This window comes from Fictibacillus arsenicus (genome assembly GCF_001999465.1).
Lineage (GTDB): Bacteria > Bacillota > Bacilli > Bacillales > Fictibacillaceae > Fictibacillus > Fictibacillus arsenicus.
The window spans coordinates 66,910-88,803 of the sequence record NZ_MQMF01000004.1 but is presented as its reverse complement, the minus strand read 5'-3'; the positions used below and the strand labels follow the sequence as shown (position 1 = coordinate 88,803).

At 40.6% G+C, this 21,894-nt stretch carries 25 protein-coding genes and 1 riboswitch; of the genes, 16 read left to right on the top strand and 9 right to left on the bottom strand.

Annotated elements, in window-relative coordinates:
- Positions 1 to 276 precede the first annotated feature (276 nt).
- Positions 277 to 1,089, bottom strand: coding sequence for a pyridoxine/pyridoxal/pyridoxamine kinase (pdxK, locus tag UN64_RS16695; protein ID WP_077364856.1), 813 nt, complete (start codon positions 1,087 to 1,089; stop codon positions 277 to 279).
- 303 nt (positions 1,090 to 1,392) lie between these two features.
- Between pdxK and treP the strand changes: the two genes are divergently transcribed.
- The 3 genes from treP to treR all read left to right on the top strand — a co-directional run bounded on the left by treP (position 1,393) and on the right by treR (position 5,317).
- Positions 1,393 to 2,799: a PTS system trehalose-specific EIIBC component gene (gene treP / locus UN64_RS16690; protein ID WP_077364854.1), complete on the top strand. Its 1,407-nt coding sequence runs from the start codon at positions 1,393 to 1,395 to the stop codon at positions 2,797 to 2,799.
- Positions 2,800 to 2,888: 89 nt separating this feature from the next.
- On the top strand, positions 2,889 to 4,574 hold the full coding sequence (gene treC / locus UN64_RS16685; protein ID WP_077365192.1) for an alpha,alpha-phosphotrehalase: 1,686 nt from the start codon (positions 2,889 to 2,891) through the stop codon (positions 4,572 to 4,574).
- Positions 4,575 to 4,600: 26 nt separating this feature from the next.
- On the top strand, positions 4,601 to 5,317 hold the full coding sequence (gene treR, locus UN64_RS16680) for a trehalose operon repressor (protein WP_077364852.1): 717 nt from the start codon (positions 4,601 to 4,603) through the stop codon (positions 5,315 to 5,317).
- A gap of 201 nt (positions 5,318 to 5,518) precedes the next feature.
- On the opposite strand, the gene UN64_RS16675 is transcribed toward treR, so the two are convergent.
- A complete protein-coding gene (locus tag UN64_RS16675) occupies positions 5,519 to 5,989 on the bottom strand; it encodes an NUDIX domain-containing protein (RefSeq protein ID WP_171978952.1) in 471 nt (156 codons plus the stop codon).
- Between the two features lie 169 nt (positions 5,990 to 6,158).
- Between UN64_RS16675 and nhaC the strand changes: the two genes are divergently transcribed.
- Positions 6,159 to 7,562, top strand: a complete 1,404-nt coding sequence (gene nhaC, locus UN64_RS16670) for a Na+/H+ antiporter NhaC (protein WP_077365189.1) — start codon at positions 6,159 to 6,161, stop codon at positions 7,560 to 7,562.
- Positions 7,563 to 7,871: 309 nt separating this feature from the next.
- Here the strand turns inward: nhaC and UN64_RS16665 are convergent, their stop codons facing one another.
- Genes UN64_RS16665 through UN64_RS16655 form a run of 3 tightly spaced genes read right to left on the bottom strand, consistent with a single transcriptional unit; the run spans position 7,872 to position 11,441 of the window.
- Positions 7,872 to 9,749: a PTS fructose transporter subunit IIABC gene (locus UN64_RS16665; protein ID WP_077364848.1), complete on the bottom strand. Its 1,878-nt coding sequence runs from the start codon at positions 9,747 to 9,749 to the stop codon at positions 7,872 to 7,874.
- Between the two features lie 28 nt (positions 9,750 to 9,777).
- Positions 9,778 to 10,692 (bottom strand): 1-phosphofructokinase, encoded by a 915-nt coding sequence (gene pfkB / locus UN64_RS16660; protein ID WP_077364846.1) that lies wholly within the window; start codon positions 10,690 to 10,692, stop codon positions 9,778 to 9,780.
- A complete protein-coding gene (locus UN64_RS16655) occupies positions 10,689 to 11,441 on the bottom strand; it encodes a DeoR/GlpR family DNA-binding transcription regulator (RefSeq protein ID WP_077364844.1) in 753 nt (250 codons plus the stop codon). Before UN64_RS16655 ends, pfkB begins: the two co-directional genes overlap by 4 nt.
- Before the next feature lie 400 nt (positions 11,442 to 11,841).
- Here UN64_RS16655 and UN64_RS16650 point away from each other — a divergent pair, with 400 nt between their 5' ends.
- Both UN64_RS16650 and UN64_RS16645 read left to right on the top strand, forming a co-directional pair.
- Positions 11,842 to 12,660, top strand: coding sequence for an AAC(3) family N-acetyltransferase (locus tag UN64_RS16650; RefSeq protein WP_077365186.1), 819 nt, complete (start codon positions 11,842 to 11,844; stop codon positions 12,658 to 12,660).
- Positions 12,661 to 12,715: 55 nt separating this feature from the next.
- On the top strand, positions 12,716 to 13,078 hold the full coding sequence (locus UN64_RS16645; RefSeq protein ID WP_066286073.1) for a YggT family protein: 363 nt from the start codon (positions 12,716 to 12,718) through the stop codon (positions 13,076 to 13,078).
- 361 nt (positions 13,079 to 13,439) lie between these two features.
- Here the strand turns inward: UN64_RS16645 and UN64_RS16640 are convergent, their stop codons facing one another.
- On the bottom strand, positions 13,440 to 13,781 hold the full coding sequence (locus tag UN64_RS16640; RefSeq protein WP_077364842.1) for a DsrE family protein: 342 nt from the start codon (positions 13,779 to 13,781) through the stop codon (positions 13,440 to 13,442).
- A 106-nt stretch (positions 13,782 to 13,887) separates the two neighbouring features.
- Between UN64_RS16640 and UN64_RS16635 the strand changes: the two genes are divergently transcribed.
- The gene (locus tag UN64_RS16635; protein WP_077364840.1) at positions 13,888 to 14,631 is read left to right on the top strand and encodes an AIM24 family protein; all 744 of its coding nucleotides are present in this window, start codon (positions 13,888 to 13,890) and stop codon (positions 14,629 to 14,631) included.
- 44 nt (positions 14,632 to 14,675) lie between these two features.
- Here the strand turns inward: UN64_RS16635 and UN64_RS16630 are convergent, their stop codons facing one another.
- Both UN64_RS16630 and UN64_RS16625 read right to left on the bottom strand, forming a co-directional pair.
- Positions 14,676 to 15,161 carry an Hsp20/alpha crystallin family protein gene (locus tag UN64_RS16630; protein WP_077364838.1) on the bottom strand — a complete coding sequence of 162 codons (486 nt, stop codon included), beginning with the start codon at positions 15,159 to 15,161 and terminating at the stop codon, positions 14,676 to 14,678.
- A gap of 12 nt (positions 15,162 to 15,173) precedes the next feature.
- Positions 15,174 to 15,392: a spore germination protein gene (locus UN64_RS16625; RefSeq protein WP_077364836.1), complete on the bottom strand. Its 219-nt coding sequence runs from the start codon at positions 15,390 to 15,392 to the stop codon at positions 15,174 to 15,176.
- A 163-nt stretch (positions 15,393 to 15,555) separates the two neighbouring features.
- Between UN64_RS16625 and UN64_RS16620 the strand changes: the two genes are divergently transcribed.
- The 8 genes from UN64_RS16620 to UN64_RS16585 all read left to right on the top strand — a co-directional run bounded on the left by UN64_RS16620 (position 15,556) and on the right by UN64_RS16585 (position 20,089).
- Positions 15,556 to 15,777, top strand: coding sequence for a spore germination protein (locus tag UN64_RS16620; RefSeq protein ID WP_077364834.1), 222 nt, complete (start codon positions 15,556 to 15,558; stop codon positions 15,775 to 15,777).
- 58 nt (positions 15,778 to 15,835) lie between these two features.
- Positions 15,836 to 16,462: a spore germination protein GerPC gene (gene gerPC / locus UN64_RS16615; RefSeq protein WP_077364832.1), complete on the top strand. Its 627-nt coding sequence runs from the start codon at positions 15,836 to 15,838 to the stop codon at positions 16,460 to 16,462.
- Positions 16,437 to 16,607: a spore gernimation protein GerPD gene (locus tag UN64_RS16610; protein WP_077364830.1), complete on the top strand. Its 171-nt coding sequence runs from the start codon at positions 16,437 to 16,439 to the stop codon at positions 16,605 to 16,607. The genes gerPC and UN64_RS16610 overlap by 26 nt, the downstream gene beginning before the upstream one ends.
- Before the next feature lie 10 nt (positions 16,608 to 16,617).
- Positions 16,618 to 17,013, top strand: a complete 396-nt coding sequence (locus UN64_RS16605) for a spore germination protein GerPE (RefSeq protein WP_077364828.1) — start codon at positions 16,618 to 16,620, stop codon at positions 17,011 to 17,013.
- Positions 17,010 to 17,219 (top strand): spore germination protein GerPB, encoded by a 210-nt coding sequence (locus tag UN64_RS16600; protein ID WP_077364826.1) that lies wholly within the window; start codon positions 17,010 to 17,012, stop codon positions 17,217 to 17,219. The genes UN64_RS16605 and UN64_RS16600 overlap by 4 nt, the downstream gene beginning before the upstream one ends.
- 13 nt (positions 17,220 to 17,232) lie before the next feature.
- A complete protein-coding gene (locus tag UN64_RS16595) occupies positions 17,233 to 17,673 on the top strand; it encodes an Hsp20/alpha crystallin family protein (RefSeq protein ID WP_077364824.1) in 441 nt (146 codons plus the stop codon).
- Between the two features lie 268 nt (positions 17,674 to 17,941).
- Entirely contained in the window at positions 17,942 to 19,591 is a 1,650-nt protein-coding gene (gene abc-f / locus UN64_RS16590) for a ribosomal protection-like ABC-F family protein (RefSeq protein ID WP_171978951.1), read from the top strand.
- An 87-nt stretch (positions 19,592 to 19,678) separates the two neighbouring features.
- Positions 19,679 to 20,089, top strand: coding sequence for a CBS domain-containing protein (locus UN64_RS16585; RefSeq protein WP_077364820.1), 411 nt, complete (start codon positions 19,679 to 19,681; stop codon positions 20,087 to 20,089).
- A gap of 44 nt (positions 20,090 to 20,133) precedes the next feature.
- On the opposite strand, the gene UN64_RS16580 is transcribed toward UN64_RS16585, so the two are convergent.
- Positions 20,134 to 20,328: a hypothetical protein gene (locus tag UN64_RS16580; RefSeq protein ID WP_425590124.1), complete on the bottom strand. Its 195-nt coding sequence runs from the start codon at positions 20,326 to 20,328 to the stop codon at positions 20,134 to 20,136.
- 258 nt (positions 20,329 to 20,586) lie between these two features.
- Positions 20,587 to 20,668, top strand: a riboswitch (cyclic di-GMP riboswitch).
- An 89-nt stretch (positions 20,669 to 20,757) separates the two neighbouring features.
- Here UN64_RS16580 and UN64_RS16575 point away from each other — a divergent pair.
- Positions 20,758 to 21,822: a hypothetical protein gene (locus tag UN64_RS16575; RefSeq protein ID WP_077364816.1), complete on the top strand. Its 1,065-nt coding sequence runs from the start codon at positions 20,758 to 20,760 to the stop codon at positions 21,820 to 21,822.
- Positions 21,823 to 21,894 lie beyond the last annotated feature (72 nt).

Below are 21,894 nucleotides of genomic sequence, written 5' to 3'. Positions count from 1 at the left end.
TTGTTTATGTAAACAATGTTGCTTTTGAAAGAGGTTAACCTCCGCTACAGGACTCGCTTTCCGCAGGGTGTGCGGTGAGCCCCCTCGTCGCCTCGCGACATTGAGTGGTCTCACCTGTCCCACTCATCCTGCTGGAGTCTCGCCCTTACGCTCCGATTAACCATCCAATGAAGAACTTCGTCAAAATCTCTCAGTAGCAACAATCTTTTAATAAAAAACAAAAGCTGCCCAAAGTAGGTTAACACTACTTCTTGGACAGCCATTTTATGATGAATATTACTTATTCAATTTATCGCGGTATGCACCGTGCCACGTTGGTCCTACGTATTGATTCAATTCAAAACCAGATGCGATCGCTTCTGTAATAAAATCTTTTGCCGTAAGAATCGCTTCACGGGCAGACTTTCCTTTTGCAAGTTCAGCTGTGATTGCAGCTGAGAACGTGCAACCCGCTCCATGAGTCCACGTTGTTTCAATTCTTTCTGATTCTAAAACTTCGAACTCGTTTCCATCATATAAAACATCTACAGCACTTTCGTGATCCAGCTTGCCGCCGCCTTTTACGATAACGTATTTTGCGCCGTTTGCTTGAATCTTATGAGCTGCTTCCATCATCTGTTCGACAGTCGTAATTGGTTCCATGCCAGCGAGTTGAGCTGCTTCAAAAAGGTTAGGAGTAACAACTGTTGCTTTCGGTACAAGGATGTTCTGCAGTGTGCTTGCCAGTTCAGGGTGCAGTGGTTCTGCTCCTTTACATACCATTACCGGATCAATTACAACGTTTTGAAGATTATGTTTTTCAATAAGATCAGCTGTAATTTGAATAGCTTCTACAGATGCGAGCATACCAGTTTTTAATGCGTCAACTCCGATTCCTGCTACAACCGTTTCCAGTTGTTTTTTAAACATATCAGCCGGAAGTAAAAATACTTCGTGGAACCAGTCGCGATGCGGATCTTGAGCGACTACAACGTTAAGTGCTGTCATGCCGTAAACGCCTAGCTCCTGGAATGTTTTTAAATCTGCTTGAATACCTGCTCCGCCGCTAGTATCAGAGCCTGCGATAGTAAGTGCTTTTTTAGGTGACATTCTATGATCTCCTTTTCAGTTCTTTTCTGCTTCTGTAACAGATTATATCAAAAGAAAATAGGAAAAGGAAAAGTTGCGATTGCTAGTAAATAACACCATTTAATCGAATGAGTTGACTTATTTGTATATACAGGTTAAATTATTTCTGTAATATGTATATACAAGTTTCTGATTTATTGGAAACGCTTCAAACAGCAGTTTGATTAAAGTACAAGTTTTCATCACATGATAATTAAGGGTATAGGAACGATAAAGTCCTTTTTTATCAGCAGAAATGGAAACGGTTTCTAGGAGGGAACATTAATGAGCAAAATCCGCGAAACAGCTGACCAAATTGTCGATGCTCTCGGCGGTAAAGATAATATATCTGCAGCTACACACTGTGTCACACGTCTTCGCCTCGCATTAAAGGATGAAGGAAAAGTAGATGAGAAAGCACTCGAAGATATTGATCTAGTGAAAGGATCGTTCTCAGCAAACGGTCAGTATCAAGTAGTTATCGGACAAGGAACCGTTGATAAAGTATACAACGAATTTATCGACATTACTGGTACAGGACGGGCTACAAAAGAAGACATTAAAGACGAAGCAAGCAAAAAACTGAATCCGCTTCAACGAGCGATCAAAGCATTAGCTGACATCTTTATCCCAATCCTTCCGGCCATCGTTACAGCAGGTCTATTGATGGGTATCAACAACATTCTGACTGGACCAGGTATTTTTTATGACGAGAAATCATTTATTGATGTTCATAAAAACTGGGCAGATCTTGCTGGAATTATAAACCTGATCGCGAATACTGCTTTCGTGTTCCTGCCAGCTTTAATCGGGTGGTCAGCGGTAAAGAAATTTGGCGGAAGTCCTTTGCTTGGTATCGTACTTGGACTTATGCTTGTCCATCCAGATCTATTAAATGCTTGGGACTACGGAAAAACAAAAGATATTCCGACATGGAATCTGTTTGGTCTGCCGATTGAAAAAGTCGGCTATCAAGGTCAAGTATTACCAGTTCTAATTGCATCTTATGTGCTGGCTAAAATCGAACTCTTTTTGAAAAAGCGTATTCCTGATTCATTGCAGCTGTTATTAGTTGCACCAATCACATTATTAGTAACAGGATTCTTAGCATTTATCGTTATCGGTCCGATTACGTTCTCGATTGGAAATGCCGTGACAGACTTCTTCGTATCTATTTTTGATAACTTTGCTTGGTTAGGCGGATTGATTTATGGAGGATTCTACGCACTTCTCGTTGTAACAGGAATGCATCATACGTTCTTAGCTGTCGACTTGCAGCTTATCTCAAATACTGGCGGTACATTCTTATGGCCGATGCTTGCTTTATCAAACATCGCACAAGGGTCAGCTGCACTTGCCATGTTCGTTGCTGCGCGTGATGAAAAGCTTAAAGGTCTTGCTGGAACATCAGCTATATCTGCTTATCTTGGAATCACAGAACCTGCAATGTTCGGGGTAAATTTACGTTTTAGATATCCATTTATCTTTGCGATGATAGGTTCTGCAATCGCAGGTATCGTGATTACGATTGCCGGCGTAAAAGCATCTTCCATTGGTGTAGGCGGAATTCCTGGATTCCTATCCATCCTGCCTGGCAGCTGGGGATCATTCTTTATCGGAATGGGAATCGTAATCGTCGTGCCATTTGTACTGACTTATTTCTATGCGAAATTGAAAAAAGATAAGAAGTAAACGAAAAACAATTAAAATCAAACAACCGGATGAACTTTGATTTCCGGTTGTTTTCATTAATAATTGAAAAAAAACATGGCGGTGAAAAAATGAAGAACGAACCATGGTGGAAACGATCGGTTGTCTATCAGATCTATCCGAAAAGCTTTAACGATACAACTGGAAACGGAACTGGAGATATTCAAGGGATTATTGATAAACTGGATTATCTGCAGAACTTAGGGGTTGATGTAGTATGGCTGACCCCGATCTATGATTCTCCGCAGCGTGATAACGGATATGACATTCGTGATTATTATAAAATTTTTGATGAATATGGAACGATGGAAGACTTTGACCGTTTGCTTGAGGAAGCGCACAAACGTAATCTGAAAATCATCATGGATATTGTCGTAAACCACACGAGCACTGAACATGAATGGTTTGAGCAGTCCCGTTCTTCTAAAAACAACCCGTATCGAGATTTTTACATTTGGAAGGACCCTGTTGATGGAGGTGAACCGACGAATTGGGTTTCTAAATTTGGAGGTTCTGCATGGAAATTAGATGAGAAGACAGGACAATATTATCTTCATCTCTTCGACGTTACGCAGGCTGATCTCAACTGGGAGAACGAAGAGGTCCGCCAGAAGGTTTATGAGATGATGAACTTTTGGTTTGAGAAGGGTGTTGATGGCTTCCGTCTGGATGTTATTAATCTAATCTCAAAAAATCAAGAGTTTCCTGATGATGATGGATCAGTGGCACCTGGTGATGGCCGTAAATTTTACACAGACGGACCGCGCGTTCACGAATATATGCAGGAGATGAACAGAAAGGTATTCTCGAAGTATGATGTGTTGACCGTAGGAGAAATGTCATCTACAACGATCGACAATTGTGTAAAGTACACGAATCCAGAACGTAAAGAGTTAAGCATGACTTTCAACTTTCATCATCTAAAAGTGGATTATCCGAACGGTGAAAAATGGAGTATTGCTGATTTTGATTTCTTAAAGCTTAAAGAGATCTTGTCCACATGGCAGGTCGAGATGCATAAAGGCGGAGGCTGGAATGCACTCTTTTGGTGCAACCATGATCAGCCAAGAATCGTATCCCGTTATGGGGATGATGGAAAGTATCGTGTAGAATCAGCAAAAATGCTTGCAACTACAATTCACATGATGCAAGGTACGCCTTACATCTATCAAGGTGAAGAGTTCGGCATGACAAATCCGAAGTTCGATTCGATCGGGCAGTATCGCGATGTGGAGTCCTTGAACATGTTCCAGCTCTTAAAAGATCAAGGAAGAAATGAAGATGAGATTTTAGAAATTCTGAAGCATAAATCGCGTGATAATTCGCGTACGCCAGTTCAGTGGAATGACGACAAGAATGCTGGTTTTACATCAGGTGAGCCTTGGATTCCGGTTGCGAAGAACTATAAAGAAATCAATGCAGAAGCGGCTGTTAAGGATGAGAAATCCGTCTTTTATCATTATCAAAAACTGAATAAGCTCAGAAAAGATCTGGACATTATGACATATGGCGATTATGAGCTTATTTTAGAGGATCACCCTGAAATTTTTGCTTATTTCCGTAATGGTGATAATGGCGAAAAACTGCTTGTTGTTAATAATTTTTATGGCAAGGAGACTACGTTCACTTTGCTTGAAGAAAATGTTGCAGGCTATAAAGCAGATGTATTGATAAGCAATTATGATTCTGCGCCAGAAGATTTTTCTTCATTCACGATGAGACCGTATGAATCAGTCGTTTTTCACTTAAAAAAATAATGCTACAATAAGCATGGTGAATAGTGATGCGAAAAAATAAATTTCAAGAAATCTATCAAGAACTTTCTTCACAAATTGCAGAAGGTATTATTACGGCTAACACCCAGCTTCCATCTGAACACGAACTTGCAGATCGCTATGAAACATCAAGAGAGACGGTTAGAAAGGCGCTGAACCTTTTATCACAAAACGGGTTTATTCAAAAAATCCGGGGGAAAGGTTCGATCGTCCTTGAGACGAACAAGTTCAGTTTTCCTGTTTCGGGGTTAGTCAGCTTTCAAGAGCTGTCTGAAACGATGGGCAAAAGCAGTGTTACTACCGTTCATGAATTTGGATTGATTGAGCCAGACAGCTTTTTGCAGCAGCAGCTTCAGGCTGATTCGAATGAACTTGTTTGGAAAGTGATTCGTTCGAGACAAATTGATGGGGAAACCATCATTTTGGACAAGGATTTCTTTTTGAAAAAATACATTCCGAAGCTGTCGAAAGAAATCGGTGAAAAATCAATTTACGCGTATTTAGAAAAAGAGCTGGGATTAACGATCAGCTTTGCGAAAAAAGAAATCGTAGTCGTTGAATGTACAGAAGAGGATAAACGTTTGCTGGACCTAGATGGATTTCAGCACATTGTTGTTGTAAAAAACTTTGTGTATTTAGACGATGCGAGCCTATTTCAATATACGGAGTCCCGTCACAGATTAGATAAATTTCGGTTTGTGGATTTTGCGAGGCGGGGAAGATAGAAGTATTAAGGAGCGAGGGGATAAATGCCTCGCTCTTTTTTGTTAGTTTTATTGCGTGTGAGAGTGTGTCGGATATTGTCGGCAAATGTAAACTCGTGGATAAACCCCTGAAATTTCTGGATTGAAGAGCAAAATTTTTGGATTCACACCTAAAACTTTCGGATTCAGCTGCAAAACTTTCGGATTCATCATCTTATGCCACTAATTTATATCTCCCACATACACCTTAAGTGCACCATTACCGCTATTTATCCCTTGAATCATCGGGATCATCTCCTTAGGATAGTAGTTAACATCCGAAAGCTGGTCAATCGGCAGCCAAACAACTGCTGTTTGAGTAAAATCAGGCTGCTTCGGTTCAAATTTCTCTGGAATCTCCTTCAAAAAAGCTTCAAAAATATGCTCTACAATGTGTCCTTGATTGTCCATAAGCTGATCAGAAATGTGATTTTTACTAATAAACTCTCGCACCCACAGAAGCCTGCCAGCTTCAACCTTCACGCCAAGTTCCTCCATACATTCACGGGCAACAGCGTCTGATAGTGTTTCATTAAAATCCTGTCCGCCGCCGGGCATTATGTATTTTTTATTATCACCGTTTTGTTTTTCAATCGTGAGTAGGTGATGATTATGTATGATTAACGCCTTCACAGAACTTCGAATTTTATACAATTGAACACCCTCCAATACTAGTCTTTACTTTAATTTACCACTCTTAAAGTGTTGACAGCATATGTAAAGTCCGTTAGTATGTAAAACAGTTACTCATTCACTTCAACGCATAAAAGCGTTTAAGCGTGTAAGTGAACTTATGATTCATACGAACGGAGAGATCATCATTATGAAAAAACAAATCTCATTACCGATAGCACTCGTATTATTTGCAGCGATTTTTGCTGTTATGTTTACGAGTCTTGTTTTTATAAAAGTTGAACCACACATTCCATTGCTTGCTTGTTTAGTCTTACTGTCCGCAGTTGGTGCGGCATTTGGAGCCAGCTGGAAAACCCTCGAAAAGGGTATGTTTAACGGAATTATCGCAGGTCTTCAGCCGATCATGATTCTTTTAACGGTTGGTCTGGTCATTGCTAGCTGGATGCTGAGCGGAACAGTTCCTACGCTGCTGTTTTACGGTATGGATATCATTCAGCCCGAATGGTTCGCTGTCAGCGCACTCCTAATTACAGTGATCGTTTCATCGTTTACGGGAAGTTCTTTTACAACGGTTGGTACGGTTGGTGTCGCTCTAATGGGAATCGGACACGTGTTAGGTGTGAATCCAGCATTGGCAGCAGGGGCAGTTGTTTCCGGAGCATGCTTTGGAGATAAGATGTCGCCATTATCAGATTCCACTAACTTTGCACCAGGTGTTGTCGGTGTGAACATGTTCGAACACATTCGCCATATGATGTGGACAACTGTGCCCGCATTCATACTAACGGCAATAACATTTTTTGTGCTTGGTGGAAAAGGAACGGGAGCCGCTAATTTTGAGGAAATCCAGCAGATTCAATCCGTACTTTCTAATGAATTTCCGATTCATGCAGTAACTCTGATCTCGCCGATCGTTGTCCTGGTTTTAGCATTTAGAAAATTGCCGATCATTCCGATTCTATTAGCAGGTGTGGTCGTTTCTATTGCGGTTTCATTTTTCTTAATACCCGATCTGACTGTGCAAAAAGTGATGAACGTGATGCAGAACGGTTTACAGACGGAAACAGGAAATGGAACAGTAGACAGCATCGTTAACAAAGGCGGCTTATTGTCGATGATGTGGTCGATTTCACTCGTGCTCATCGCATTAGGGTTAGGCGGAGTGATTCAAGCACTTGGACTGTTTGATCTATTGTTTGGTGCTGTGAAAAATACAGCGCAAAAAGCAGGGAAGCTTATTGCAACAACATTAGCTTCTTCAGTAGGAATAAACTTGCTTGCAGGCGAGATGTACTTATCGATTCTGTTGCCGGGGCAGGCGTTAAAAGATGCATACGTAAAATCAGGTGTACCATTAAAGAACTTGTCACGAACAGTGGAAGATGGGGGGACACTCGTGAATCCGCTCGTACCTTGGAGTGTGAGTGGGGCTTTCTTCGCGTCAACACTTGGAGTCTCAGTCATTGACTACATCCCATACGCATTGTTCCTATGGTTATCACCAATGTTTACATTGCTGCTCGCGTACACAGGCTGGAGCATCGGCCAGAAGAAATCACAAGCAGATAAAGATGAACATGCAGCTGCATAAAGTAAGATTATTAAGACTCAACTGGTTTTGAAAGAAGCCTTTTGAGTCTTTTTCTTCGCCATTCCCACGGATTTTTAGGCGAGAAATAATGCTTGGGGTGAAGATGAAGCTTCATGGGGTGAAACTTAAAGCAGATGGGGCGAAACCATGACTACTTGGGACGAAACGTGCTTAAGTTAGGGTGAAACTCCATCGCTATTGGGCGAACGTGTAATAAAGAAAAGAACAAGTACCGTAAAATTTCCACCAAAAAATACTCCACATAAGAAAAAGAGGGTTTCCGGATACGGAGTCACCCTCTTTTGTTCTTTATTCTTTAACTTCTTTCTTTAGAAGTCCAGCGATAAACGCGGTAACCGCTGCACCAATTACAATAGCCAATACGTACAGAAGAGGATTGCCGTTTACGATCGGAATGACGAATGCTCCGCCATGCGGTGCAGGCAACCCGATGCCAAACATCATGGAAAGTGCCCCAGCGACAGCTGAACCTGCGATTGCTGCAGGTATGACACGTCCCGGATCGGCAGCTGCAAAGGGAATAGCTCCTTCAGTTATAAAGGAAGCACCCATGATGTAGTTTGTCTTACCGGCTTCTCTTTCAGCTTTCGTATACTTCTTTTTGAATAATGTGGTTGATAAGGCAAGTCCAAGCGGCGGTACCATTCCACCAGCCATGATCGCAGCATGAGGCGCAAAGTTGCCAGCATCAATCATTGCGATTCCAAAAGTAAAGGCAGCTTTATTGATCGGACCACCCATATCAATTGCCATCATTCCACCTAAGATCAACCCAAGCAATACGAGGTTTCCAGTCCCCATTCCTTTCAGCCATACTGTTAGTGCATCATTCAGTGCTTTTACAGGCTCGATTACAATGTACATCATAATAAGGCCAGTAAGCAGTATACCGAACAACGGATATAGAAGAACAGGTTTGATGCCTTCTAGTGAACCTGGTAATGTACTGAAGGCTTTCTTTAGACCAAGAACCAGATAACCAGCTAAGAAACCAGCAATCAATCCCCCTAAAAATCCAGCTCCGCCTGTTGCAGCCATGAAACCGCCGACCATACCAGGAGCAAATCCAGGTCTGTCCGCTATACTCATCGCGATAAATCCGGCAAGTACAGGAATCATTAATGCAAAAGCATTCCCGCCGCCAATCGTATTCAACGCTTCAGCGATCGGATGGTAGGAAGGATCGTTAGGATCAAAGGCTTTTATTCCAAAAATGAATGAGATGGCAATCAAGATCCCTCCGCCGACAACAAAAGGAAGCATGTTTGATACACCGCTCATTAAATGCTTGTAAAATCCTGATCTTCCGCTTTTCGATGTGTTATTTTTTTCATCTAATCGAGAGGTTCCTGTGCTTTTATAAACAGGTGCATCTTGATCAAGTGCCTGCTGAATTAGCTCCTTTGGTTTTCTGATCGCTTGAGCAACGGGAACCTGAATAACATGCTTTCCGTCAAAACGGTCCATTTCTACCTGCTTATCTGCTGCTACTATAATCGCGTCGGCTTCCTCAATATCTTTTTTTGTCAGGCCATTCTTGATTCCGCTCGAACCGTTTGTTTCAACTTTTAAATTTACGTCCATTTCTTTTGCTTTTGCTTTGAGGGAATCGGCCGCCATATATGTGTGGGCGATGCCTGTCGGGCAAGCGGTAACCGCTAAGATCTTTTGACGTGATGCTGAAACGATAGGGTCTTCTTCTGTTTGCATCACTTTCTCTTTTGCGTCAATAGCCTGCAGAATTTCTTCTTTCGTTGCAGCGGTTTCGAGTTTTTTTCTGAATTCTGTGTCCATCAAAAAACTTGATAGTCTTGAAAGGGTGGCTAAGTGATCATTGTTTGCGCCTTCATAAGCTGCGATCATGAAGAACAAATGAGCGTTCTGACCATCCAATGAATCATAATCAATACCATCTTGAGAACGGCCGAATACTATTGCAGGCTGGCTGACGGCATTTGTTTTAGCATGCGGGATTGCGATGCCTTCGCCAATACCTGTTGTGCTCTGGTTTTCACGCGCTAAAATCGCTTTCTTATACTCTTCTTTATTATTTAACTTGCCCGCAGCATGCATCTGTTCGATAAGTTCGTTTATCACTGACTCTTTCGAACGGGCGTCCAGGTTTAAGATAATAGTATCTTTCGTAAGTAAATCTGTGATTTTCATAGTAACTACCTCCCCAAAAGGTAAAGCTTTATATCTCTTTAATAGAGATTTCATTTTTTAATTTTTCAACTAAGTCTTTTGTACAAAGATCCTCAGAAAATGCAGTAGCACTTCCTGAAGCGACTCCGTACTTAAATGCGGTTTGAACATCGTTATGCAGGATAATCTGTGATAGAAAACCAGCTACTACTGAATCTCCTGCGCCAACAGAATTTTTTACAGTTCCAGCTGCTGGTACATTAGCAAGAAGAGCGTGCTGTTTATTAAGGAAGATTGCTCCCTCGCCAGCCATGGAAACGATGACATTCTCCACACCTTCATTCAGCAATTTCTTCCCATAAAAAACCGCATCTTCAATACTTTCAATCTTAGTTTGAAAAAGATCGCCCAGCTCGTGATGATTAGGTTTTATTAAAAAGGGGCTATGATGAAAAGTCTTTAAAAGTGCGGTTCCTGCTGTATCAATAACTGCTTTTACACCTTTTTCAAAGCATTTTTCTGCAATCTCTCCGTAAAAATCTTCTGTGATAGATGGAGGGATACTGCCCGCTAAAACGAGAAAGTCACCTTCATTCATACTGTTTATCTTTTCAAGCAGTTCTTCCTGATTGGAAGAAGAGATACTTGGTCCAAGTCCATTAATCTCTGTTTCTTTTTCGGATTTGAGTTTTACGTTGATTCTCGTAAGATCCGAAACTGTTATGAAATCATGGGTAATCGTTTCATTTGTGAGAAAATCTTTTATGAATTCTCCCGTAAATCCACCGGTATATCCTAGAGCAGTACTTTCAATTCCCAGACGCTTAAGAACTCTCGAAACATTAATTCCTTTTCCGCCAGGGTACATTTGGGCTGTTTCTGTCCGGTTCAAATCGCCTTCTTTAAAGTCTTTTACTCTTGCGATGTAATCAATGGATGGATTGAGTGTGCAAGTATATATCATGGTGTCACAACCCTTATTTCTGTTTTATCTTCAAAATCATAAGCAGCGTCTTCGTCCATTTCGTTTGTTAAAATGACAGCTTCATGTAAATCAGCAACTTTCGAGAACGATGCTTCGTTAAACTTGCTGTGATCCGCCAGAATAAAAGCTTCTTGCGAAAGAGAAAGTGCCATCCGTTTTACTGATGCTTCCTCAGGGTCAGGGGTAGTGAATCCTGCCTCAAGGTGGATGCCGTTTATCCCTAAGAAACATTTATCGAACCTGTAGGAGCTTAAGCTGTTAAGTGCTCCGCTGCCGACAAGTGCTTTTGTTTTTGGTTTAACGAGACCGCCGACTAAATACGTCGTAATTTGATGTTCAGTCAAAGCCTCAAGATGAGAAATGCCGTTTGTTACCACTGTGACCGCCTTATCCTTTAAATGTGGGATCATGAGGTGAGTTGTCGTTCCTGCATCGATGTAGATACAGTCGCCATCATTCACGATCATTGCGGCAAAGTTTGCGATCCTCTCTTTTTCCAAAGAATTTCTTGCTGACTTTTCTACTATGCTTAGCTCTTCACTTTTTTGGTGCAGAAGAGAAGCGCCGCCGTGAACTCGTTTAAGCTTCTTCTCTTTTTGAAGCTGGCTCAAATCTCTTCGGATTGTGGATTCGGAAGAGGATGTTGCTTCGACTAGTTCTTGTATAGTAACGACTTGCTTTTCGCCTAATCGTTCAATAATTTTACGGTGCCTTTCAGGAGTTAACATTTTATAAACCTCCAACAATCTTCATTCATTGACCTCAGTTTAACGTAAGCCCTTACATTTTTCAATCAAAAACATTCAAATTCAACCAAAATCAATCAATAATAATCATCACCAAATTCATCCAATTGCTTGTTATAATAAAAAAAATATTAAAGGGCTGTTTTCATAAACATTGTGTTGCTTGAAAGCAGTTGATTTCCGCTACAGGTTGCTCGCTTTCCACGGGGCGGGCGGTGAGCCTCCTCGCGCTTTGCGCCTTTAGGAGTCTCACCTGTCCGCTGATCCCGCAGGAGTCTCGCACCTTATGCTCCAATCAACTTATTTCAATGAAGATTTTGGAAAAAAGATATTTAAAACAACAATCATTAAAAAAAAGATCCCAAAGAAAAGAGTGAACGGAATGGAATTAAAAACAGATTTTCCTAAAACGAGGTCTTCTTTAGCAAAGGATTTCCGCAATCTTGGTTTGAAAAAGGGCATGACGGTAATCGTGCACTCCTCACTAAAATCGCTAGGCTGGGTAGTTGGCGGACCAGTTGCAGTTGTACAAGCTTTAATGGACGTACTTACAGAAGAAGGGACACTTGTGATGCCTGCACATACCGCTCATTACTCAGATCCGGCAGGCTGGCTGAATCCTCCTGTACCTGAAGAATGGTGGCCGGTCATCCGAGATGAAATGCCTGCCTTTGATCCGGAAGTTACGCCAACCTTTTTTATGGGAGCGGTTGTTGAAGCTTTTCGGACGTTTCCTGGCGTGATAAGAAGCAATCACCCTACTGAATCTTTTGCAGCGTGGGGGAAAAATAAAGAAATAATCATAAACGGTCAAACTCTGGATTTTGCTTTAGGAGAGGATTCACCGCTTGGGAAAATGTATGAACTAGGTGGCCACGTTCTTTTAATCGGCGTGGGTTATGACTCTAATACGACGATGCATCTGGCAGAACACCGTGTTCCTAACCCAAAAACAGAAGAGAACGCAGGACCATATTATCTGGATGGCCAGCGCGTTTGGAAGACTTTTACTCAAGTTTCTTATCGTGAGGAACTTTTTGAAGAGATCGGCAATGCATATGAGGAAGCAGGTCACACAGTAAAAAAAGGGAAAGCAGGATTAGCAGAATGCCGTCTGATTCCGCAAGTGGAACTAGTGAATTTTACAGAACGATGGCTTGCAAACTACGAAAAGACATTAAAGCCTGCAACGAATGCTTAATTTGTAGAATTTACGGGTATCTTATGAGCAAATCCACTGAAAAGAGGGAATTGTTATGAGACGTTCCGTACCTGCAACGATTATTTCATTTATTGTAGGCATAATTCAATTAATTTTAGTTTTACGTTTCATTTTTCAGTTATTCAATGCAAATGAAGGAGCCGCCTTTGCTCAGCTAATATACGGATTAAGTGAGCCGCTGCTGCTGCCTTTCAAAGCCATATTCCCGAACATCGAACTTGCAAATGGTTTTGTTGTAGAGCTGTCGACCATCATAGCGATTATTGTCTATGGAGTGGTGGGCATGCTGCTTAAACGACTTTTCACAGTCAGAAAAGACCCCGTGCACCGAGAGACTGTAATCAGAGAAGAACCAACATCGCATGAGAAGAGAATCATTGAAGAGAAACGCAGATAAATGTAAAAACGCACACTCCCGACGTTGGGGTTGTGCGTTTTTACGTTCGTGTCCGTCTCGCGTGTACAACATTTAACTTGATTTCATTTTTTGTTCGGTTAATGAATCACATGTATTTCTAAAAAGGAAAAAGAAAGAGGATGACTAAAAGTATAAAAACTTTTTAGTCATTCCTTATTTTATTTAAACCTATTTGGATAGTACATCGTTATAAAATAGCAGGTTATCTAATAAACTCGATTAGATAACTAAAATTTGGCGATTTTATCTATTTTTTATTTTGAAAAAAATAAAAAATTAGGGGCTGCCAAAAGTAAGTTTACCTTACTTTTGGGACAACCCCAATCAATTAAATTATGTATTAAGCAATCGTGATAACTTCGTATTTTGCTGAAAGCTCTACAAAATGTGCCATTCCTGAGATTTCTCCAGTTGCTAGTTCATTTTCGACATTGTAGTGGTCGACGCAAGTTTTACAGCCAAACACTTTTACTCCTTTTTCTTCAATTTCTTTCAGGTGAAGGGAGCACAATGATTGTTCTGTCAGGCAGTAAACACCGCGATTCATAAAAAAGATAGCCGCCGGGAGATCCGTCTGCTGTTTTAAAACAGTAAAATACGTTTCCATCACATTTTCGCCAAGGGCAGGATCATAGCCAGTACCAAAAGAATCTGTAGTGACTAGAATGATTTTATTTTGCATAAAAAAATCACGCCTCTCTTTTTTTGATAATTTTATGTGAATTATACCATGCTTTGACTAGGTTAAGAGACTCTTTGGTATCCTAGTTAGAAGGAGGGACGATAACATGAATGATTCTCTATTCACCGTAATTGAAAAACAAGAAGGGCGCCGTGCCACGTTTGAAGTCCTTGAATATAAAAAATTGCCTGTAACGAGTGCCGGGTCCAGTTCTTCTTATTATGCAAAGGAAACGGGAGTTAAGCTGAAACAAGTCCGGGTTACCCTTCGCCAAGGAGCTGTTCAGGCTGAAGCAGGTGCTCTGCAGTTTATGAAGGGTGATCTGCAGCTGAAAAGCAACGCAGGCGGTGTTGGCGGTTTTATGAAAAAGATGGCTTCAAATATCCTGACGGATGAATCCTTGTTCAAGCCACTCTACGAGGGTACGGGTGAGATCTATTTAGAGCCTTCATATGGACATTACCTTTTAATGAACCTTAACGAAGAGGAAGTAGTTGCAGATAAAGGAATGTTTTATGCCGCTGAGCCTACCGTACAGCTTGGTGTCTCCAGACAAAAGCTAACGTCTTCTATCAAAGGTGATGATGGGCTGTTTCAGACAAAATTAAAGGGATCGGGCTTTTGTGTGCTGCAGAGTCCTGTACCGCTAGACCAGATTATGAAAGTACAGTTGAATGATGAAAAACTTCAAGTAGACGGTACGTTCGCTCTTCTTAGAAAAGGAGACATCGATTTTTCAGTCAAGCGTGCATCTTCTTCCATCGTTGGATCTGCAACGAGCGGGGAAGGCTATTTACATGTATTTGAAGGAACAGGTGAAGTATGGCTGGCCCCTACATTAGGCAGATAAATTGAGAAAAGGCTCCTCTATTGATAAAGAGGGGCCTTCACATTTTACTCTTCAAATTCACTATCATTATTCTCATTTGCAACCTCAATCGGAACAGTCGGGTTAGCGGGTTCTCCATTCCCCTTATTTACGGTAATCATTAAGATGCCGTTATTGTACTGAGCTTTTATATCCTCGTTTCTAAACATAAAAGGCAATTGTACAAATCGTTCTGTTCGTTTCAAGTACTTTCTCTCTTGAAAATGTCCTGTACGCTTATTTTTCATCGATTTAATTTCTTCTCTTTGTGCTTTTATCTGAAGACCCTGGTTCAAAACTTCAATTTGGATATCTTCAGGATTATAAGCTTTAAGATTGGCATAGATTTTATAATCTTGAGCTGTCTCTTCGGTATCTACATCAAATGATATCTGGTCAGCGTAACGCTCAAACTGAGTTAACCCTTTGTTGACGAACTGTTCAAACGATTTAAGCCAGTCATCCATAGATCGGTTATTAGAGAAAGGATTTAAAGGACCTCTTCCAAACATCCGCTATTCCCCCTACGCATTTCCGGCATTATTCGAATCAAAAACATCAGGATCTAACGTATTTGTAGCACTGACAACAGAGATCGTCTGTATAAAGTTCCCTGTATTTCCGCCGCCAGCGCCATTGTACCCTTTCCCTGTAGTTTTAGGGTTGATCACTAGCGTGTCGCCGAAGTTCACAACCCCTTCTGCCGCATTGATGTTGATAGGTGCAACAATCAAACAGGGCACTTTAACACCTCCTTCTTATAAAAAAAGGTTTTACGAGTGTGACGTCGTCCCTTTGAGATAGCTTATGTAGGTAGGAGCCTAAAGGTGAATGGATGTTTTTTATCACAGGAAGATGGGCGTATGCATAGCATATGAGGAGAACCTTACAAAGGACTGAACGTGTATGCCGGCTATCGTAGGAAAGATTTCTGTAAACTCTGTATCTAGCGGTTCCGTATTTCATGTAGGTGACGTCCAGACGATCTGCCCGGTTAGTTATGCAAAAACGTATGCAGGTGCTGGTTCATTTAATACAGGTGATAATCTTCGTTTGCATAATGGCTACAACGTGACGTATACACAAGACCCGGATGTTAATGACAACACTAACACTACAAATTTTTAAGCGACATGCAAATTCCTTAGCAAGAAGGCATACATCTTACTAAGGAGCTGATGATTGTATGAACGAGGAGAACAACTATTATTTAGTCAAGTTGAAACAGATGCTCGAAGACCAGAATGACAGAATTAAAGCTTTGGAACTTCAGATAAAAAAGCTTAAACAGCAGGTTACTGTACTCGCTGATGAACCTAAAACGGTAGAGTACAAGTTTGATCAATTAAAAGTAGAAAAACTTGAGGGAACCCTTCATATCGGCATTGGCCATTCCGCAGAAAGCAAAGATTTAATCGAGCAATTCAATATCGGTCAGAATACAGTTCAAATGCCTGGAAAGATGGAGCGCAGTGTGATAGAAAATCCTAATTACCGTGAAATGATAAAAGCGATGGATGAATTTTTTATAAAAGAAGCTCCTGTGTATCTGCAATCTCTTGAAAATAAAATAAATGTTCCGCTTGATGAATCATACCGTGTTTTTATTTTGGAGGATGTTCAGCGTCAGGTGCCGGGAAGAATTAAGCATTATCTTACAAAATATGAACCAAAAGATGAGCGGGGCCGCAAAGATATTCTTCAAAAAACGAAAGAAGATATCTACCGGGGAATTGAAACATTCATCGTTCACTTAAAAGATTCAAAGACAGACGGAGGTGGAGAGAGTGAAATTTTGCGTAACCAACCATGAGCTGTTTGTTGGTGAGATCAACATCATCGGAGTGGGTCTTTCCTCTGTTGTTTTAGTAGGAGATGTAGATTGCATCAATCTAGGATCAGCGTTTGACACTCCGCCTGAGTCGCTTGTTTTGGGAACATCACTCGTTCCGCTATAGAGGTGAGAAAATGTATAGAACATCTGCAGTTGATGAAGTGATCTTAAATTCACTTGCCTCATCTTCCATACTCCAGACAGGGGATACGGAAAAAATTCAATGTTTTTCTGCTGCTCTTGCTATTCAGCGAGAGCGTACAGATTTTGGCAGGTTCGATATCCCATTAAACAAGTATGACATTTTTTCGCAGCCTGTCACTGTTCCTGTTTGTCCGGCAGTTCAGATTAAGAAAACATTTCACGCATGCCCTTTTATAAGAGTGGGCAGAATTGATATTCTCGGTGTATCAAGCTCAGCTCTTCTTCATATAGGTTCAGTTAATGAGATGACCCTGCAATCCCGCGTAAAGCATATCCGTAACTTTCTTAAAAATCCTTATCCAGAAATTGAGGAGGAGGAATCATGAATCTGTTTGTCAGTCAGACGATAGTAATTCAGCAATTAAAAGTGGAAGGCATTCAAAATTCCTCAGTACTCCAGATCGGCAGCGCTGGCGTTATCCAACCGGTCTCACAATTATTTAACACAGGCGGTCATATAGGTCCGGCTCCTCAAATTCCTGATCCTGATCTTCCTTCAGTTCCTTCAGTTCCTTTAGGGCCGCCTTCATAAGAGGTGAATAGGAATGGACACTTGGAAACAAATGATGGACTGGAAAAGGATGGCGGAAGAATACTTTGGTGACCAATTCTTTGCACCGAATCAGGCACCGAGTTCTGAGATAAGGAACGAAAATCCGCTTTGCAACATATATGAAACACCTCAGGAAATCTGCTGTGTACTTGCGATGCCTGGATTGAACCGGACCGATGACGTTGAAGTACTTGTAGATCCATTCAAATTGACGGTGCAAGGAAAATTATCAATTTCTCTTGATTCCTATCGCTTGAATACCGAAGAATTTCAGCTTGGTGAATTTAGGCGGGAGATTACACTTCCTGTCCGGGTACACCAAGATCCTGTTCAAGCGCATTACCGGAAAGGTCTGCTTTTTATCCGGATGCTGAAAGATACAAGACCTGGTTCCAATCAAAGAAAAGTAAATCTGCACTGGGTACAGGAGTAAAAATGACGCTTGACGGTTGTTTAGGTTATCGCTTACAATTTAGAAAAATAACGGAAGGAACAGGTGTAGACGTCCAATGAGCAATTAATCTTATTTTTAGCCATTTACTTGAATAATTAAGTAGAACGCTAGATAGGATTTCTCTGCCCATTTTTAGGACTCAACTGCATGCCTGTTTTTTTGTTGCCAAAAACCGTATTCTTAGCGCGGTATGTATGGTGATATTCGGCGTGGGCAGACCTCTCTAGTAAAACTAGGAGGTTTTTTTATGCTTTTATTAGAATCAATCGGACTTGAAAAGTCATACAAAGGAAAATTAATTTTAAAACAAACAGAGCCATTTCAGCTCTTTAACAAAGATCGTATCGGGCTAGTAGGACTCAACGGAACAGGGAAATCAACATTCTTAAAGCTGCTTTCTTTGATGGAAGAAGCGGATTCAGGTTTTGTTCAGCACTATGGCACGTTCGCTGTTGTCAGCCAGTTTGAAGAAGGTGCACAAGCGATTACAGCAAGAAGTGAAGGTCAGTGGAACCTTAAAGGGAAAAGCTATGAAACAATGAGCGGCGGTGAAAAAACGCGTACTCAAATAGCAGCAGCTCTTGAGCAGCAGCCAGACATGCTTATTTTAGATGAGCCGACGAGCCATTTGGATGTTGACGGGATGGACCAGCTGGCAAAGGTTCTTAATCATTATAAAGGCGCTGTTTTGCTCGTGTCCCATGACAGAACTTTTCTTGATACGGTTTGCACAAAAATCATAGAGCTTGATCAGCAAACATTTACGTTGTATCACGGAAATTACACGGAATACCTTATTCAAAAAGAACAAAAGCAAGAGCGGCAGCAGTTTGAATATGAGCAATACACAAAAGAAAAAACGAGGCTGGAGAATGCCGCAAAAGAGAAATCATCAAAAGCGAAGGGCATGAAAGATAAACCGGCTCGCATGTCACATAGTGAAGCGAAATTGGGGAAGATGAAGGTCAAAAGCGCAAAAAGGTCTTTGGAGAAAGCTTCTAAAGTTATTGAAAAAAGAATCGAAATGATGGATAAGAAAGAAAAACCAAAAGAACAGCCTAAAATCGATTTTGATATTCAGCAGTTTTCAGTAATTCACGGCAAACAAGCGCTGGCTGTTAAACAGCTTTCTGTTGGATTTGACGCGCGGCAGTTGTTTACGGACCTGTCTTTTACTGTAAAGCCTGGTATGAAGATTGTTTTAACAGGTAAAAACGGAACCGGAAAATCCACACTATTAGAAACAATAAATAAAGGAAATGAACAGATCGAAAAATCGAAGCAGCTCAAGATCGGCTATTTTCATCAGCATCTAAATATCCTTGATGAGTCAAAAAGTATTTTAGAAAATGTCATGGAAAACAGCTTATATGATGAAACCTGGGTAAGAACTATATTAGCGAGGCTATTATTTAAACGTGAAGATGTATTTAAAAAAGTTGAGGTGCTAAGCGGCGGAGAAAAGATGAAAACTGCTTTAGCGAAGCTTTTCTTAAATGATTATAATTTACTTTTGCTTGATGAGCCGACGAATTATCTGGATTTATTTACGAGGGAAGCATTAGAAGAAGTCTTGATTGCATATCCGGGTACATTCATCCTTGCAACACATGATAGAAGATTAATGGAAAAAGCAGCAACACATGTTTTGGATCTTCAGCCTCCAGGAGCTTCTTGGTTTGAGGGAAGCTATGAAGAATATCTTGAAAATAATTATGGTGATAAAAAATCTGGTTCGAAAACTACAGACCTCAAAGATCATTTACTGAAACTTGAACTTGAAATGACAGATTTAATCGGGCAGCTTTCGTTAAGTTTGAATGAAGAAGAGAAAAGAAGACTTGATCAAAGGTATCAAAAAGTATTAAAGGAAATCCGACTTATAAAAGCTCAATAATATTAAGACTATAGAGCAGTTGAAAGGTTTAGCTTTCCTCTTAAACAGGTACACAATAACCGTATTACCTATTAGGAGGCGATAAAAATGGAATTAAGAAATATTATGACTTCAAATATTGAGACGTGTGAACCAAGTACAAAAATCACTAAAGTTGCCGGTTTGATGAAAAGTTTAGGAGTAGGCTCTATTCCTGTTTCGGAAAATGGGGAACTAAAAGGGATTGTTTCTGACCGGGATATCGTCATTCGTTGTGTAGCTGACGGGAATATTGAAGGGACAGTAAGTGATGTTATGACATTAGATCCTGTTACAGGAACACCGGATATGACGATCGATGAGGCTAAGAAGCTAATGTCTGAACATCAAGTTCGCAGACTTCCTGTTTTGCATAATGGAAATGTGGTTGGTATTGTTTCATTAGGTGACCTTGCTGTTAAACATGAAAACAATGATAAAGCAGGAGATGCACTTACTGAGATTTCTAAGCCTTTGTAAAACATAAAAAGGATGTCCTGTAATTAGGGCATCCTTTTGTTTCTTTATTTATCTCTTTTTTCTCTTTCACCAGCAATAGTTGGCGGTTCTTCTTGTGAGGTAATATCAGTATCATATCCGATCTGTCGAAGGTCTTCAGTGTCTGCAACAGTACCGCCAGCCATTCCTTCGTTAATCATCCTATCAATATCCAAGTACAGTTCGTCTTTTCCTTCATAAGCTTTATCCTTATTACTCATTTTCTTCATCCTTTCTTATTAAAGGTTGTTCTGTAAACTTTGATGCTATTGGAAGTGGTTGATTTCCGCTCCAGGTGCTCGCTTTCCGCGGGGCCTGCGGTGAGCCCACTCGTCGCTTTGCGACATTGATTGGTCTCACCTGTCCCGCTAATCCCGCAGGAGTCTCGCACCTTGCGCTCCAATCAACTAGTCAATGAAGTTTATTTCTTAAGCAGAAAAAATATATTGTTGTCTTAGATTTTTGTTATTATAATTGAAATTAATGGAAGCGTTGAAGCATACTTTTTATTTGGGCATCTTTAAGTATGTGGAGCTAGTGATGCAACCGGCCGGCATTAGGAAGATCGTTTCTTCTGTTGTGGGCTTTTTTATTTTGTCCTAAAAGTCAGGAAGAAAAACAAAAATCAACGGGAAAAGGAGGTTTTCAAAATGGTAAATCACGCTGCACAGGCATTTTCATATAATCGGGGAAACCATTTTGCTTATGGGCATTTGAAAAAGAATTATGTAAAAAAGCTGCATCTTGAAGCCGTTCCTCCCGAGAAACCTCATAAAGAAAATAAAAGAGAAGACTATTTTGAAAAGAGTGTTCATGAAAATAAACCTTTTAAAACGTATACCAGAAAAGATATAGAGAAACATCATCAAGGAGCAAAAGAAGCGGAACGGATCTATAGCAACTGGCAGCAAGAATTAGCGGATAACTCCGCTGACTTTATCCATTCTATTAAAGGTGAGCTGAAAGAAACTCCTGAAACTGATTTAGAGACCTTTAAAGAAGCAGTTTCTGAGTCACTTGAAAAGTTTTTGCTCGGTTTAAAGAATGACCTGGAAACAGTGCTTGCAGAATCACCACAAGGTCAAGTAAAGAAACATTTAAAATCTGCTGATGGGTTATTAGAGACGGTACGGGAATTATTATGGAACCAAATTGAAGAGATTGTTAAGGAGCATGTACCTGGGAAACCAGGAAATCAAAACGGGGAAAGTGACTCTAGCGATGAAATAGAACTGCCAGTAGAGGAAATAAACCCGCCAGTTCATCCTCCAGCAATCAACCCTTCAGGGAACCATCCTGTTGTAACACTTCCGCCAAACCAGGTGTTTTCTTCAGGCTCGTTTAAAATGGAGGTAAGAGTCGGAAGCCTGACTTCAGAAATAAAGTTTGCCGATCCCAGCAAAAAGTCAGAAGGAACTACCATGTTTCATATTGTGGACGGATATGGGACGAGAAAAGCAGTAGATATTAAATTTTCTAATGAAACGCTTCAGAAGCTTTTTGAAGACCGTATTAAAGATTCTAAAATCTATAAAAAAGAAATTTCATTGGAACGTTTTAATGCCGTTCTTAAAAAGATTGAGGCTTACATGAAAGAACTGTGCTCTATTAATCCTGAACGATTAAAATCAAAGGTATATGGTGAGAAAGAAAATTTAAAACTTGAGAATGTCATTGATAAGTTTACTGACCTTTTTTACTCATTAAGAAAGTAATGAAACTTAAAACATCACAAGCCGTATAAAACAATAAGCAGAAATGTAAGACGCTCAAAGAAAATGGGCGTT

Coding starts and splice junctions, on each gene's coding strand:
- UN64_RS16635 (WP_077364840.1), top strand. CDS start 13,888: ATGAATGATTCTCTATTCACCGTAATTGAAAAACAAGAAGGGCGCCGT.
- UN64_RS16630 (WP_077364838.1), bottom strand. CDS start 15,161: ATGTTTGGAAGAGGTCCTTTAAATCCTTTCTCTAATAACCGATCTATG.
- UN64_RS16645 (WP_066286073.1), top strand. CDS start 12,716: ATGAGACGTTCCGTACCTGCAACGATTATTTCATTTATTGTAGGCATA.
- UN64_RS16640 (WP_077364842.1), bottom strand. CDS start 13,781: ATGCAAAATAAAATCATTCTAGTCACTACAGATTCTTTTGGTACTGGC.
- treP (WP_077364854.1), top strand. CDS start 1,393: ATGAGCAAAATCCGCGAAACAGCTGACCAAATTGTCGATGCTCTCGGC.
- UN64_RS16595 (WP_077364824.1), top strand. CDS start 17,233: ATGGACACTTGGAAACAAATGATGGACTGGAAAAGGATGGCGGAAGAA.
- treR (WP_077364852.1), top strand. CDS start 4,601: ATGCGAAAAAATAAATTTCAAGAAATCTATCAAGAACTTTCTTCACAA.
- abc-f (WP_171978951.1), top strand. CDS start 17,942: ATGCTTTTATTAGAATCAATCGGACTTGAAAAGTCATACAAAGGAAAA.
- pdxK (WP_077364856.1), bottom strand. CDS start 1,089: ATGTCACCTAAAAAAGCACTTACTATCGCAGGCTCTGATACTAGCGGC.
- UN64_RS16655 (WP_077364844.1), bottom strand. CDS start 11,441: ATGTTAACTCCTGAAAGGCACCGTAAAATTATTGAACGATTAGGCGAA.
- pfkB (WP_077364846.1), bottom strand. CDS start 10,692: ATGATATATACTTGCACACTCAATCCATCCATTGATTACATCGCAAGA.
- UN64_RS16605 (WP_077364828.1), top strand. CDS start 16,618: ATGTATAGAACATCTGCAGTTGATGAAGTGATCTTAAATTCACTTGCC.
- UN64_RS16580 (WP_425590124.1), bottom strand. CDS start 20,328: ATGAGTAATAAGGATAAAGCTTATGAAGGAAAAGACGAACTGTACTTG.
- UN64_RS16665 (WP_077364848.1), bottom strand. CDS start 9,749: ATGAAAATCACAGATTTACTTACGAAAGATACTATTATCTTAAACCTG.
- UN64_RS16575 (WP_077364816.1), top strand. CDS start 20,758: ATGGTAAATCACGCTGCACAGGCATTTTCATATAATCGGGGAAACCAT.
- UN64_RS16600 (WP_077364826.1), top strand. CDS start 17,010: ATGAATCTGTTTGTCAGTCAGACGATAGTAATTCAGCAATTAAAAGTG.
- UN64_RS16585 (WP_077364820.1), top strand. CDS start 19,679: ATGGAATTAAGAAATATTATGACTTCAAATATTGAGACGTGTGAACCA.
- nhaC (WP_077365189.1), top strand. CDS start 6,159: ATGAAAAAACAAATCTCATTACCGATAGCACTCGTATTATTTGCAGCG.
- UN64_RS16620 (WP_077364834.1), top strand. CDS start 15,556: ATGCCGGCTATCGTAGGAAAGATTTCTGTAAACTCTGTATCTAGCGGT.
- treC (WP_077365192.1), top strand. CDS start 2,889: ATGAAGAACGAACCATGGTGGAAACGATCGGTTGTCTATCAGATCTAT.
- gerPC (WP_077364832.1), top strand. CDS start 15,836: ATGAACGAGGAGAACAACTATTATTTAGTCAAGTTGAAACAGATGCTC.
- UN64_RS16650 (WP_077365186.1), top strand. CDS start 11,842: ATGGAATTAAAAACAGATTTTCCTAAAACGAGGTCTTCTTTAGCAAAG.